Source organism: Streptomyces capoamus (assembly GCF_014654935.1).
Lineage (GTDB): Bacteria > Actinomycetota > Actinomycetes > Streptomycetales > Streptomycetaceae > Streptomyces > Streptomyces capoamus.
On record NZ_BNBF01000014.1, the window covers coordinates 1 to 13,992 of the forward strand.

Here is a 13,992-nt window from a genome sequence, read left to right on the forward strand (position 1 = left end):
GCCCGAGGTGGGGGCCCGGGGCGGGTGCCCGGGGCGGGTGCCCGAGGTGGGGGCCCGGGGCGGGTGCCCGGGGCGGGGGCCCGAGGTGGGGGCCCGAGGCGGGGGCCCGAGGCGGGTCCCCGAGGTGGGGGCCCGAGGCGGGTCCCCGAGGTGGGGGCCCGAGGCGGGTGCCCGGGGCGGGTGCCCGAGGCGGGGGCCCGAGGCGGGGGCCCGAGGCGGGTGCCCGGGGCGGGTGCCCGGGGCGGGGGCCCGAGGCGGGTCCCCGAGGTGGGGGCCCGGGGCGGATGCCCGAGGCGGGCCCCCGAGTCGGGTCCCCGGGGCGGATGCCCGAGGCGGGTCCCCGAGGCCGGTGCCCGGGGCGGCGGTGCCCGGACACCCGGCCCGGCACCGGGCGCCTACGGCCGGCGCCCCCGCTTCGCCTCCATCATCGCCTTGCCCAGCGCCCCCATCCGCTTCCAGTCCTTCTTGATCTCGGCGCGCAGCCGCGCGTCGGTCTTGGCCACGATCCACCGGTTCTCCCGCACCAGCTTCCGGTAGCTCTCCAGCCGCCGCCGGGGCAGCTCGCCGCCCTCCACGGCGGCCAGCACCGCGCACCCCGGTTCCTGCTCGTGCGCGCAGTCGTGGAACCGGCACTCCTCGGCCAGCTCCTCGATCTCGGAGAACACCTGCCCGACACCGGTCTCCGCGTCGAAGAGGCCGACGCCGCGCAGCCCGGGCGTGTCGATGAGCACCCCGCCGGTGGGCAGCGCGAGCAGGTTGCGGGTGGTCGTGGTGTGCCGTCCCTTGCCGTCGACGTCCCGGGCCGCCCGCACGTCCATGACGTCGGCGCCGACGAGCGCGTTGGCGAGGGTGGACTTGCCGGCGCCGGACTGGCCCAGCAGCACGGTCGTCCCGGAGCCGGTCAGCGCGACGAACACGTCCAGCCCGTCGCCGTACAGGGCACTGACGGGGAGCACGGGCACGCCGGGCGCGCTGGTCTCCACGTCCTGCACGAGGTGGGACAGGGTGACCGGGTCCGGCACCAGGTCGGCCTTGGTGAGGACGACGACGGGCTGCGCGCCGGACTCCCAGGCGAGGGCGAGGAAGCGTTCGACGCGGCCGAGGTCGAGTTCCACGGCGAGGGAGACGGCGATGACGGCGTGGTCGATGTTGGCGGCGAGGATCTGCCCCTCGGACCGCTGGGAGGAGGTGGAGCGGACGAACGCGGTGCGGCGCGGCAGGTACGCGCGCACGTACCTCGGGTCGCCGCCGGGGTCGACGGCGACCCAGTCCCCCGTGCACACGACCTTCATCGGATCGCGGGGCACGACGAACTCGGTGTCGGCGCGGACGACTCCGTCCGCGGTGACGACGTCGCACTGGCCGCGGTCGACCCGGGCGACCCGGCCCGGCAGCAGCCCGTCGGCGGCGTACGGGGCGAACGCCTCGGCCCAGGCCTGGTCCCAGCCGTACGGAGCCAGCGCGGAGAACGCGGTGAACACAGCAGAGGTGGAAGTCAAGGGAGACCCTTCACAAGGGTGGCCCCGGGCGGGCGCGCGGGATGCGCGGTCGGTTCAGCCGGCGGCCACGGAGGTGGACTTGATGAGTTCCTGGATGAGGGCAGCGCCCAGCACAGTGACAGCCATCGGTCGACACCTCCTCGTTCTCGCTCGTGCGTACGCACACCACCTCGGCGTGCGGGGCAACTGTAGCCCGGGGGCGGGCCGGTGCGTCAACGTGTTTTCCGCACGGCCCGGCCGAGTCTTCCTCCGGGGCTCATCCCAGCGTGCAGGGGGCCCCGTTGAGGGCGAAGGCGTGCGGGGTGCGGTTCGCGTCCGTCCAGGTGCCGAGGAAGCCGAAGGACAGGGTGCCGTGGGCGGCGACCGTCCTGTTGTAGTCGGCGGCGGTGGCGGTGACGCGGGAGCCGTTCTGGTGGACGGTGGCGTCCCACATCTGGCCGACCTGCTGGCCGTCGCGGAAGCTCCAGGACACCTGCCAGCCGCTCAGTGCCCGGTCGGTGGTCACGGTGACGGTGGCCTGGAAGCCGTCGGGCCACTGGCTGTCCAGCTCGTAGGCGACCCGGCAGCGGGCCGACCGGGTGGTGGCGGAGGCGCTGGGCTCGCCCGCGGGGTGGGTGGCGGAGGTGGTGCCCTGGGGTTCGGGGTCGGGCTTCCTGCGGCCGGGGGCGCCCTCGGTGCGGGGCGCGGCGGGCGGGGCGGAGGACGAGCCCGTGGCGGTGGGGCGGGGCGTGGTGCGGGAGACGCCCGGGTCGGCGACCGGTTGCCGCTCGTCCTGGGCGACGGCGGTGTCGTCGCCGGAGCCGCCGAACGGCATCATCGACACGCCGAGCGCCAGCGCGGAGAGCAGCACCGCTGCGGCGAGCAGTCCGCCGCGCAGCGCACGGTGGCGGCCCGCGCCCTCCTCCTGGTCGCCGGGGTCGGCGGTGCCGGGGCGGCCCGCCCCGAGCCGGACCTCGGTGGCCCGGCGGCGCCGTTCCAGGTAGGCGAGGCCGCCCCAGCCGATCACTCCGCCGGCCAGCGCGGCGGGCAGCCCGCCGCCGTGCAGCCGCAGACAGGCGGCGGCCTCGGCGCACTGCACGCAGGTGGCGAGGTGCCGGGAGAGGTCGCCGGGGGTCTGTGCGGTGGGCGAGCGGGTGACGGCGTCGAGCAGCCGGGCGTAGCTGCGGCACTGCGCGTCCATCGGGGAGTCGAGGTGGGCGCGGTGGCAGCGGTCCCGGAACAGGGTGCGGACCTGGTCGAGTTCGTCGGCGACGCCGGCCGGTTCCAGGCCGAGCCGGCGGGCCACGGTGGGCAGTGGCAGCGCCTCCACCTCGGCCAGCCAGAGCAGCGCGGCGTCCGCCTCCTGCATGTCCCGCAGACCGCGCAGCGCGACCGGGCGCCGCAGCGGCGGCCCCGAGAACCGGGCGGCGGCCTCGGAGTTGAGCCACAGCCGCAGGTCCGGGTCGAGCCGGTGGCCCTCCCCGTCGGCCTCCCAGGCGGCGGCGGTGGTGCGCACGGCGGTGAGCAGGGCCGGGATCACGGGCAGCCGTGCGGTACGGCGGCCCGCGCCGCGCACATGGGTGCTCGCGGCGGCGCGGACCTCGCGCATGCCGAGCGTGAAGGCCTCGGTGGCCAGCTGATGAGCCGTCAGGGACCCGGAGGTGCACAGGTCCGCGTACGAGAGCACCGCGTCCCAGCACTCCGAGAACAGCGCGGTCTCGGTGTCGTCCTGGGGGGTCGGCAGGTCGGGCATGGGACTCCTGCATCCACGAGCGAGGGCAACTCACCAAAGGGAAAGGGGAGTTGCGGGGAACCTCGCGGCAGGGCACAGAGCCTTTCACGCCCTCGACACAACTGACAAGCGGCCTGTTCACATCCGGCTACCGTCAGTGGTGGCGCGGAAGCGCGTCGCGACGAGCCCCCGACTCCGGCCTCTGGTACGGACGCGGACGCCGTTTCGCTCAGCGGGGCGGGAACCGGTCCCGGCCGCCGTCACGCCCGGGCAGCCGCCTGAGTCCCGTCCTCCCGCGCCGCCGGCCCGTCGGCGGGCAGGCTGTCCATGAAGGAGCTGACGGAGAACACCGCGCGGCCGGGTCCGGGCGGGCCGTAGCCGGGCGGCGAGGACAGGCCGAAGTCGTCCATCGTTTGCCGGTAGGCCTGCAGCAGCCGGATGTGGTACTCCAGCGGCGCGCCCTGCGGGTTGGCCTTGCCGAGCGGGGTGGTGGGCTCCGGGCACCAGGTGGTGAACCGGGGGGTGATGCCGTGCGACATGAAGAAGCGCAGGCCCTCGGTGGTGGAGGCGATGGCCTCGTCGACGGTGGTGAAGCCGAAGGGCTCGGCCATCTCCACGCCCGCCACGAAGTTCGGGATGACGTTGCGCGCGCCGAAGACCTCGGCGGAGTCGAGGATGCGCTTGTGCCACTCGTCGCGGCCGACGTACCGCTCCTTGCCCGGGCAGTACATCTTGAACAGGTACTCGTCCCACACCTCGTAGTTGGGGTGGTAGATCTGCACGCCGTAGTCCTTGAACCGCTGCACGTCGTCCTTGGGCAGCGCCTGGGCGACCACCTTGCCGATCCAGCGGCCGGGGAAGCGCTCCTCGATGGCCTTGGCGTAGTGGCCGTAGAAGTCGGCCTCGTCGCGGCCCGAGACCGTCTTGGTGATGGCGCCGCCGGTGAGCGTGTAGGCGGTGGAGGCCTTCTGGGTGTCGTACCGGTCGATGATCTCCAGGGCCTCCAGGACCTCCTCGACGTCCTTCACCCCGGTGTACGGGCGGCCGGCCGCCTTGTGCTGGCGCCAGTTGTGGTTGATGTCACAGTACTGGCACTCCTCCTTGGCGCCGAAGTACTGGCAGACCCGGAAGACGGTGAGGTAGATCAGGTAGCCCCACTGGATGGTCGGGGCCACCTCCATCACGGACTTGCCGTTGGACAGCTTGTGCCGGTAGTACTCCGGCATCGGCGGCACGCCCACGTCGGCGATACGCCTGCCGTCCAGGTACAGCCCGAGCAGGCCCTCCTCGTCGGCGGCGACCCGGTACGGCGAGGCGGGGTTCACCCGGACGGAGACGACCGTGCGCCGCAGGTCGTAGGGGCCGCCGGTGAGGATGATCTCCTCGGGCGGGCGGCGCAGCGCCGCCTCGCCCAGCTCGGGCAGGGTGCCGTGGTCGAAGGAGAAGATGAAGTACGACTTCGGCTTCACCTCGCCGCTCTCGTTGTCGCTCAGCGCCGACGGGTCGAAGGCGACACCGCCGCGCAGCAGGTCCTCCTTGAAGACGGCCTCCCGCGGCACCTCCGGGAACCGCTCCATCAGATCCTCGACCAGCGCGGTACGACTGCCCATCCGTCTGTCTCCTCCCGGCTCAGGCGTACGCCTCTCACCGTATGCCCCTGCCACGGGCTCACCCGCGCCGGGTCCCCCGGGATCCTACCGATGTACCCCTTACGACGCTTACGTTCGGTGATGACCGGTTCACCGGAAGGGTCCGCCCGGCCGTCGCCGGCCTCGCCCGCCGGGACGGCAACCGGTTTCCCCCGCGGGTGGCCCCGGATGAGAGGGTCGACGCACTGGCCGCTCTCCGGAAGGGACGCAACCGATGACCGAGAACGCACGGACGGGGACCGGGGACCGCGCGGGCGCGCTCACGAACTGGGCGCGCACCGTCACGTTCACGGCGCGGGAGCACCACCGGCCGCGCACCGAGGAGGAGCTGGCGGCGCTGGTCCGGGACGGCGTGCGGGTGCGGGTGCTGGGCAGCGGGCACTCCTTCAACCGGATCGCCGACCCGGGCCCGGACGGTGTGCTCATCTCCACCGCCGGGCTGCCGAGGACCGTCGACGTCGACACGGCGGCGCGTACGGTCCGGGTGGCGGGCGGGACCCGCTACGCCGAACTGGCCCGCACGGTCCACGCGCACGGCCTGGCCCTGGCCAACATGGCCTCCCTGCCGCACATCTCGGTGGCCGGCTCGGTGGCGACCGGCACGCACGGCTCGGGCGTGGCGAACGGCCCGCTGGCGTCGGCGGTCCGGGAGGTGGAGCTGATCGTCGCGGACGGCACGGCGGTGACGATCGGCCGGGGCGACCCGCGGTTCGACGGCGCCGTGACCTCCCTCGGCGCACTGGGCGTCGTCACCGCGCTCACCCTCGACCTCGAACCGGCGTACGAGGTCGAGCAGCGGGTCTACACCGAACTCCCCCTGGCCGGACTGGACTTCGAGGCCGTCGTGGCCTCCGGGTACAGCGTGAGCCTGTTCACCGACTGGCGGGAGCCGGGCTTCCGGCAGGTGTGGGTCAAGCGGCGCACCGACCGGCCGGCGGTGGACTTCCCGTGGGCGGCGCCCGCGGCCGGGCCGCTGCACCCGGTGCCGGGCATGCCCGCGGTGAACTGCACCGGGCAACTGGGCGTGCCGGGGCCGTGGCACGAACGGCTGCCGCACTTCCGGGCGGAGTTCACCCCGAGCAGCGGGGAGGAGATCCAGTCGGAGTACCTGCTGGCGCGGTCGTCGGCCCTGGACGCGCTGCACGCGGTCGACGGCGTCCGGGAGACGATCGCCGGGGTACTGCAGATCTGCGAGGTGCGCACGGTCGCCGCCGACCCACAGTGGCTCGGCCCGACCCACGGACGGGACTCGGTCGCGCTGCACTTCACCTGGACGAAGGACGAGGCGGCGGTGCTGCCGGCGGTGCGCCGGCTGGAGCGGGCGCTGGAGCCGTTCGACCCGCGGCCGCACTGGGGGAAGGTGGCCTGTGTCCCGTCGGCGGTGCTCCGCGGACGGTACGCGCGCCTCGCCGACTTCCGCGCCCTGGTCCGCTCGCTGGACCCCGCGGGCACGTTCGGCAACGCCTTCGTGCGCGACCTCCTGGGCGACTGAGGGCCGTGATCCGGCCGCCGCACTTCCTCCAGCCCCTTTCCTAACTCCTTGTCGAAAGCGTCCGCCGGCCATAACCTGACGCCCGCGCCGGTGCCGGACCCGCTCCGGCCTGGTCCCGCCGGGAAGGGAGGGGCAGCCGCGTGAAGCGCACCTCACGTGACATCCGCACCGCCAACCGCTACGAGGTGCTGCGCCAGATCATCGCCGCGTCCCCCACCTCCCGGCAGGAGCTGGCCGCGGCCACCGGGCTGAGCCTGGCCACCGTGGCCACGCTCGTCGGCGAGCTGCTGGACCTCCGCATGATCACCGAGGTCGGTTTCGAGGACTCGGCCGGCGGTCGCCCCCGGGGCCTGGTCGCGGTCAACGCCTCGGGCGGCGCGCTGATCGGCGTGGACATCGCCGAGACGTACGTCCACGTCGAGCTGTTCGACCTGGCGCTGAACGTGCTGGCCCGGGCCGACGAGGACATGCGGCCCGGCGAGAGCCGGCCCGAGCAGGTGGTCGGGCAGGTCGCCGCCGCGGTCGGCTCGGTGGTCGCCCGGGCCGGCGTCGAGGCGGCCCGGGTGCTCGGCGTCGGGGTGAGCGTGCCGGGCCAGGTCGACCGGGACACCGGCGTCGCCGAGTACGCGCCGAACTGGGACTGGCACGACGTACCGCTGCTCGACCTGCTCGCCGAGCACATCGCCCACCCGCTGTACCTGGACAATCCGCTGCGCGCCTGTGCGGTGGCCGAGCTGTGGTTCGGGGCCGCGCGGGGCCGCGGGGACGCCGTGGTCGTCAACCTCGGCACCGGGGTCGGCGCCGGTCTCGCCCTCGGCGGCGGTCTGCACCGGGGCGTCAGCAACAGCGCCGGCGAGTGGGGTCACACCACCCTGGTGCTGGACGGCCGGCTGTGCCACTGCGGCAACCACGGCTGCGTGGAGACGTATGTCGGCGCGCCCGGCATCATGCAGAACCTGCGCGAACTCGACCCGACCTCCCCCCTGTTGCACCCCGGGGACCAGAGCGCCACCGTCGACGCGCTGGCCCGGGCGGTCGCCGCCGCGGACCCGGTCGCGCTCAAGGTCGTCCGGGACACGGCCCGCTACCTCGGCGCCGGCATCGCCGACCTGGTCAACCTGCTCAACCCCGAAGTGGTCGTGCTCAGCAGCTGGGTGGCCGCCCGGCTGGGCGAGCCGCTCCTCGGGGAGGTCCGTCGGGCGGTCGCCCGGCACGCCCTGCGCCGGCCGCTGGCCGCCACCGAGATCGTGCTCTCCCCGATCCCCACCGACCCGGTGTCCCTCGGCGCGGCCACGTTCGCGCTGGAAGGGGCGCTGCGGTCGGTCGGGCAGAGGGCCGCGAAACGCACCGCCCCGGCAAGGAGCCGTACCGCACCACCTTCATGACGACGGAAGGGATGCACGTGTCTCACCCCCGCACCACCCGTCCCCGCACCAGGTCGTTCCCGCTCCCCGCCCCGGCCGCGCCGGCGGTCACCGCGGCCCTGCTCAGCGCGCCGGCCGCGCGCGCCGGCGGCGTCCCGGCCGCCGCCGAGGTCTCCCCGCACGCCGCAACGAGGCGTCGGGCCGGTGCCTGGACGTCGGCGGGCAGGCGACGGGGGACGGCAGCGAGGTCCTGCTGAACAGCTGCTCCGGCGGCGCCGAGCAGGCCTGGACCAGGCGCTGGCGCACCGGTCTTGCCCGGCCGGGTGGACTGCCACCGGGCCCGACTTCTCCGTGACGACCGCCATGTCGATCCTGCCCGTCAAGGGCTCAGCTAGGAGACCGATGTCTTTGCGCACGTCCACCGCCTACGTCGAGGACGTCTCCCCGGGCTCCGGGGTGCTGCCGCCCCGCGCCTGGTACGCGTCCTCCGACGCCACCTCCCTGTCCCTCAACGGCAGCTGGCGCTTCCGGCTGTCGGACACGGCCGACGCCGAGGACGACTCCTTCGCGGCGCGGGGCTACGACGCCGGTGACTGGGCGCAGGTCACGGTCCCCGGCCACTGGGTGCTCCAGGGCCACGGCTCCCCCGCCTACACCAACCACCTCTACCCGTTCCCGGTCGATCCGCCCCGGGTACCGACCGAGAACCCGACCGGCGACCACCTGCGCCTCTTCGGCCTGCCCGCCGACTGGCCGGCCGACGGCGCCGCCGTGCTGCGCTTCGACGGCGTGGAGTCCTGCGCCCGCGTCTGGCTGAACGGCACGGAGCTGGGCGAGTTCAAGGGGTCCCGGCTGCCGCACGAGTTCGCGGTCGGCCATCTGCTGGAGGCCGGGGACAACGTCCTGGCGGTCCGCGTCCACCAGTGGTCGTCGGGTTCGTACCTGGAGGACCAGGACCAGTGGTGGCTGCCGGGCATCTTCCGGGACGTGACCCTGCTGCACCGCCCCGCGGGCAGCGTCCGGGACTTCTTCGTGCACGCCTCCTACGACCACGTGTCGGGCACCGGCACCCTCCGCGTCGACTCCGACGTGGCCGGCCGGGTCACGGTCGCGGACCTCGGCATCGACACCGCCACCGGCGAGCCGGTGACCGTTCCGGCCGAGCCGTGGACGGCGGAGACACCGCGGCTGTACGACGCCGTACTGGCCACCCCGGGCGAGCGGGTGCCGTTGCGCATCGGCTTCCGCACGGTGGAGCTGTCCGACGGCCTGATCAAGGTGAACGGCCGCCCCCTGCTCTTCAAGGGCGTCAACCGGCACGAGTGGCACCCGGAGCGGGGCCGCGCCCTGGACCTCGCGACGATGCGCGAGGACGTAACCCTGATGAAACGGCACAACGTCAACGCCGTCCGTACCTCGCACTACCCGCCGCACCCGGCCTTCCTCGACCTGTGCGACGAGTACGGCCTGTGGGTGATCGACGAGTGCGACCTGGAGACGCACGGCTTCACCGAACAGGGCTGGCGGGACAACCCCGTGGACGACGACCGCTGGACGCCGGCGCTGCTCGACCGGGCGGCCCGGACGGTCGAACGGGACAAGAACCACCCGTCGGTCGTGATCTGGTCGCTGGGCAACGAGGCGGGCACCGGCCGGGGCCTGACCGCGATGGCCGAGTGGATCCACGGACGCGACGGCTCCCGGCTCGTCCACTACGAGGGCGACCACGACTGCCGTGACACGGACGTCTACTCGCGGATGTACGCGGACCACGCGGAGGTCGAGCGGATCGGCCGGGGCCTGGACGGCGGACCCCGCCGGCGCCGCGCCCTCCCCTTCATCCTCTGCGAGTACGCCCACGCCATGGGCAACGGGCCCGGCGGACTCCTGGACTACCAGCGGCTGTTCGAGGCCCACGACCGGCTCCAGGGCGGCTTCGTCTGGGAGTGGATCGACCACGGCATCGCCCACCCGGAGCTGGGCTACGCCTACGGCGGCGACTTCGGCGAGGAGTTGCACGACGGCAACTTCGTCTGCGACGGCCTGCTGTTCCCGGACCGGCGGCCCTCCCCCGGGCTGCTCGAGTACCGGAAGGTGATCGAACCGGTCGCGATCACCGGCGACGGGACCGCCGGCACGGTCAGGATCACCAACCGGTACGACTTCGCGGACCTGTCGGCGCTGTCCTTCTCGTGGTCGTACGAGGTCGAGGGCGAGGCCGTGGACCTCGGCACGCTGCCGGTCCCCGCACTGGCACCGGGCGAGTCCGCCGAGGTCGAGCTGCCCGCCGTACCGGCAGGGGCGCCGGCCGGCGAGGCCCACTGGACGGTCCGGGCGGTGCTCGCGTCCGACACGGCCTGGGCACCGCAGGACCACGTCGTCGCCTGGGGCCAGCTGGCGGTGTCCGAGCGCCGGGTGCCCCACGTCGCCGCGACCGCCCGCCCGGCCCACGGGAACGGAGGGATCAGCCTCGGCCCAGGCGTGTTCGACGCCCGCACCGGGGCGCTGCGGGCGATCGGCGAGGTGCCGGTCACCGGTCTGCGGCTGGACGTGTGGCGGGCGCCCACCGACAACGACGACGGTGCCGCCTGGCAGAGCGACCTGCGCCCCGGGCCGCTGTGGCGCGAACTCGGCCTGCACCGGATGCGGCACCGCCTGGACGCCGTCGAGGCGGGCGAGGACGCGCTGACGGTCCGTACGCGGGTGGCGCCGGCCGCCCGGGACCTGGGGCTGTCGACGGTGTACCGGTGGACGTCGGACGGGGACCGGCTCCGGCTGACCGTGTCCGTCACCCCGGACGGGGACTGGACGGTCCCGCTGCCCCGGCTCGGCATCCGCTTCGGACTGGCCGCGGCCGACGCCGTGCGCTGGTACGGCGGCGGTCCGGGCGAGGCCTATCCGGACACCCGGTCGGCGTCCCGGATCGCCCGCCGGCAGTCCACCGTCGACGATCTGCAGACGCCGTACGTCCGCCCCCAGGAGAACGGCGCCCGCATCGACGTCCGCTGGGCGGAACTGGGCGGCCTGCGCGTCGAGGGCGACCCGGCGTTCTTCCTCACCGCCCGCCGCTGGACCACCGAGCACCTGGACGCCGCGGCCCACCTGACCGACCTGGTGCCCGGGGACACGGTGTGGGTCAACCTGGACCACGCCCACCACGGCATCGGCTCGCAGTCCTGCGGCCCGGGCCCGCTGCCCCGGTACCGCCTACGGGCGGAACCGGCGGAGTTCTCGTTCGTCCTCTCCGCCTCCGGCACCGGCTGAACCGACGGTCCCGGTGCGTCCCACCGCGGCCGGCCGGCCCTCCTGCCGGCCGGCCGCGGTCCTGGACACCTCGGTACTCATCGTGGTGACGAGGCGCGCCGGAGTACGTCGTGGTGCCCTTGGGTGACCGGGTCGAAGGATCCGGAAGTCTTCCCCCACCACCTTCCCAATCCGTCAGGTTGACGTGAACATGCTCGACATGCGATCCATGGGACGACTCCTCGGCGCTCTCGCCGCCGGACTGCTGACCGCGTCCGGGCTCACCGCCTCCGCCGGTACCGCGCACGCCACCGGTCCAGGGAGCTTCAGTGTCTTGACGTACAACGTGGCCGGACTCCCGGAGGGGCTCAGCTCCAGCCACCCCGCCACCAACACCCCGCTGATCTCACCGAGGTTGGCGGGCTACGACATCGTCAACGTCCAGGAGGACTTCAACTACCACGCGGCGCTCTACGCCGGCGACCACCACCCCCACCGCACCGCGACCAGTGGCGGCGCGGGTCTCGGCGACGGCCTCAACACCCTGTCGAACTTCCCCTTGGCGGACTTCGAGCGAGTGAAGTGGAAGGACTGCACCGGCACCAACTGCCTGACCCCCAAGGGCTTCACCCTCACCCGGGTGCGGCTCGCCGAAGGCGTCTACGTCGACCTGTACAACCTGCACCCCAACGCCGACGACACCGCCGACGCCCTTGCAGCGCGCCGCGCCAACATCGCGCAGCTCTCGGCGTTCATCCAGGCCAACTCGGCGGGCGACGCGGTGATCGTGATGGGGGACACCAACACCCGGTACACCCGCTCCGGCGACAACATCCGTACCCTCGTCGACGGCAACGGCCTGACCGACGCCTGGGTACGGCTGGTCAAGGACGGTACGGCCCCTGCCCAGGGCGCCGACCCGCTGCTGTGCCCCGCATCCGCGCCACCCGACGACTGCGAGGTGGTCGACAAGGTCCTGTACCGCGGCAGCGCCCTGGTCTCCCTGACCGCGACCCGCTACCACGACGCGTGGGCGTCGTTCCTCGACACGGCCGGCGGCAACCTCTCCGACCACTTCCCGCACTCCGTCGACTTCTCCTGGGCGCCGAACCCGAGGCTCCGGGCGAGCGACTTCTTCGGCGGCCCGCACGGCACGGCCTTCAACGACGCCGACGACCTCCCGGCGGCCCCGTCCCCGCGCACCCTCACCCTGCGCGGCGGCGCCCGCCTGGACGCCGTGTCCCTCACCCACGACGGCGGTGCGGTCCTCGCCCACGGCGGCACCGGCGGCACGGCCGCGTCCCTCACCCTGGCCGCCGGCGAACACCTCACCTCGGTGAGGCTCAGCGAGGGCCAGAAGGACGGCCGTACCCGCCTCTTCTCGGCCGCCTTCGCCACCGACCGGGGCCGCACCCTCTCGGCGGGCACCCCGGCCGCCGACACCACGACCTTCACGGCCCCCGGCGGCTGGCAGATCGTGGGCTTCACCGGCCGCTCGGGCCAGGAGGTCGACAAGCTGGGGGTGCTGTACGCGCCGATCGGCTGACCTCCGCTCCTAGATGCTCTAGGCTGTGACCTAGGGATCCAAGGGAGGTGGGTGTATGGGCCGGGCAGGTCTCAGTGCCGAACGGGTGGTGGCGGGCGCCGCGGAACTGGCGGACGAGGCCGGGTTCGAGCACCTCAGCGTCTCCGCGCTGGCCCGGCGCTTCGGCGTCAAGGACGCGAGCCTCTACTCGCACGTCCGCAATCTGCAGGACCTGCGCACCCGGCTCGCGCTGTACGCGGGCGGTGAGCTGATCGACCGCATCGCGGCGGCCGTGGCCGGCCGGGCGGGCAAGGAGGCGCTGACGGCGTTCGCCGGCGCCTACCGGGACTACGCCCTGGAGCACCCCGGCCGGTACGCGGCCACCCAGATCCGCATCGACCAGGCCCTGATCGCCGACTCCCCCGCCCTGCGCCGCACCGCGCAGATCACCTACGGCATGCTGCGCGCCTACGGACTCCGGGAACCGGACCTGACGGACGCCGTCCGCCTGCTGCGCAGCACCTTCCACGGCTACTGCGTGCTGGAGGGCGCGGGTGGCTTCGGCGCCGACCGGGACGTACGGGCCTCCTGGGACAAGGCGGTCGACGCCCTGCACCTCGCCCTCACCCACTGGCCGCGCGAGAACGGGGAGCGGGCCGATGACTGACACGCCGCACCACGACGTCACGGGCCGCGGTCCCGTGCTGCTGCTCGTACCGGGCGGCGCCGGGCATCCGATGGGCCTCGGACCGCTCACCGAGCGGCTGGCCGCGCGTTTCACCGTGGTGACGTACGACCCGCTGGGCCTCGCGCACGGCAGGCTCGGCGCGCCGGTCGCCGAGCAGCGGGTCGCGGACTGGAGCGAGGGCGCGCGGCGCCTGCTGGACGAGGTGCTGCCGGCGGGCGACCGGGCCTACGCGTGCGGCACCAGCTCCGGTGGTATCGCCGTCCTGGACCTGCTGGCCCGCCACCCTGGCCGGCTGGCGCACGTGGTCGCGCACGAGCCGCCGTGCGTGACGGTGCTGCCGGACGGCGCGGAGCGGCGGGCGGAGCTGATCGAGCAGCTGGACGGGCCCGGACGGCCGCCCGCCGAAGGCGGGTCGGCGACCCCGATGGGGGTGTTCCTGGCCCGGATACTGCGCCCGTTCAGCGCGTACGCGCCCACCGCGCCCCTGCCCCCGGGGCGGCTCACGATCGCGGCCGGGGAAGGCTCGCGCGGGCAAGTCCTGCACCGTACGGCCGAGTTCCTGGCCGGGCGGCTCGGGTGCGCCTTCACCGAGTTCCCGGGCGGCCACCTCGGCACCCTGGACCACCCCGTGGAGTTCGCCGACGCGCTCACCGAGACGCTGCGTCCCCCGGCGCGGGCGACGGCGTAGGAGGGGTCCGTCTCACGCCCCCCCGTCACCGTGTCCGCCACGGGGACACCGAAGTCCGGGGTGCCGTGGCGGCGGAGGCCTCGGCGGGGCGGGCGCGGCACATGGGCGGGTGCTCACGTGCTGGACACCCGGG

General features: G+C 74.2%; 9 protein-coding genes. 6 read left to right on the forward strand and 3 right to left on the reverse strand.

The annotated features are described in order from the left end of the window. Window positions 1-395: 395 nt before the first annotated feature. From rsgA to IE312_RS21715, 3 genes are all read right to left on the reverse strand, one after another. The gene (rsgA, locus tag IE312_RS21705; protein WP_189984021.1) at window positions 396-1,499 is read right to left on the reverse strand and encodes a ribosome small subunit-dependent GTPase A; all 1,104 of its coding nucleotides are present in this window, start codon (window positions 1,497-1,499) and stop codon (window positions 396-398) included. A 256-nt stretch (window positions 1,500-1,755) separates the two neighbouring features. Then, window positions 1,756-3,231 carry a cellulose-binding domain-containing protein gene (locus IE312_RS21710; RefSeq protein WP_189984022.1) on the reverse strand — a complete coding sequence of 492 codons (1,476 nt, stop codon included), beginning with the start codon at window positions 3,229-3,231 and terminating at the stop codon, window positions 1,756-1,758. Between the two features lie 239 nt (window positions 3,232-3,470). Continuing rightward, window positions 3,471-4,820: a radical SAM protein gene (locus tag IE312_RS21715; RefSeq protein ID WP_189984023.1), complete on the reverse strand. Its 1,350-nt coding sequence runs from the start codon at window positions 4,818-4,820 to the stop codon at window positions 3,471-3,473. 253 nt (window positions 4,821-5,073) lie between these two features. Here IE312_RS21715 and IE312_RS21720 point away from each other — a divergent pair, with 253 nt between their 5' ends. From IE312_RS21720 to IE312_RS21745, 6 genes are all read left to right on the forward strand, one after another. Next, complete coding sequence (locus tag IE312_RS21720) at window positions 5,074-6,351, forward strand: FAD-binding protein (protein ID WP_189984024.1); 1,278 nt, start codon at window positions 5,074-5,076, stop codon at window positions 6,349-6,351. Between the two features lie 140 nt (window positions 6,352-6,491). Further along, on the forward strand, window positions 6,492-7,736 hold the full coding sequence (locus tag IE312_RS21725) for an ROK family transcriptional regulator (protein ID WP_189984025.1): 1,245 nt from the start codon (window positions 6,492-6,494) through the stop codon (window positions 7,734-7,736). 381 nt (window positions 7,737-8,117) lie between these two features. Then, window positions 8,118-10,979, forward strand: a complete 2,862-nt coding sequence (locus IE312_RS21730) for a glycoside hydrolase family 2 TIM barrel-domain containing protein (RefSeq protein WP_189984026.1) — start codon at window positions 8,118-8,120, stop codon at window positions 10,977-10,979. A gap of 208 nt (window positions 10,980-11,187) precedes the next feature. Next, window positions 11,188-12,504 carry a jacalin-like lectin gene (locus tag IE312_RS21735; RefSeq protein ID WP_189984177.1) on the forward strand — a complete coding sequence of 439 codons (1,317 nt, stop codon included), beginning with the start codon at window positions 11,188-11,190 and terminating at the stop codon, window positions 12,502-12,504. 55 nt (window positions 12,505-12,559) lie between these two features. Further along, a complete protein-coding gene (locus IE312_RS21740; RefSeq protein WP_189984027.1) occupies window positions 12,560-13,150 on the forward strand; it encodes a TetR/AcrR family transcriptional regulator in 591 nt (196 codons plus the stop codon). Further along, window positions 13,143-13,859, forward strand: a complete 717-nt coding sequence (locus IE312_RS21745) for an alpha/beta fold hydrolase (RefSeq protein WP_189984028.1) — start codon at window positions 13,143-13,145, stop codon at window positions 13,857-13,859. The genes IE312_RS21740 and IE312_RS21745 overlap by 8 nt, the downstream gene beginning before the upstream one ends. The last annotated feature ends 133 nt before the right edge of the window (window positions 13,860-13,992 follow it).

Coding starts and splice junctions, on each gene's coding strand:
- IE312_RS21710 (WP_189984022.1), bottom strand. CDS start 3,231: ATGCCCGACCTGCCGACCCCCCAGGACGACACCGAGACCGCGCTGTTC.
- IE312_RS21715 (WP_189984023.1), bottom strand. CDS start 4,820: ATGGGCAGTCGTACCGCGCTGGTCGAGGATCTGATGGAGCGGTTCCCG.
- IE312_RS21720 (WP_189984024.1), top strand. CDS start 5,074: ATGACCGAGAACGCACGGACGGGGACCGGGGACCGCGCGGGCGCGCTC.
- IE312_RS21730 (WP_189984026.1), top strand. CDS start 8,118: ATGTCTTTGCGCACGTCCACCGCCTACGTCGAGGACGTCTCCCCGGGC.
- IE312_RS21735 (WP_189984177.1), top strand. CDS start 11,188: ATGGGACGACTCCTCGGCGCTCTCGCCGCCGGACTGCTGACCGCGTCC.
- IE312_RS21740 (WP_189984027.1), top strand. CDS start 12,560: ATGGGCCGGGCAGGTCTCAGTGCCGAACGGGTGGTGGCGGGCGCCGCG.
- IE312_RS21745 (WP_189984028.1), top strand. CDS start 13,143: ATGACTGACACGCCGCACCACGACGTCACGGGCCGCGGTCCCGTGCTG.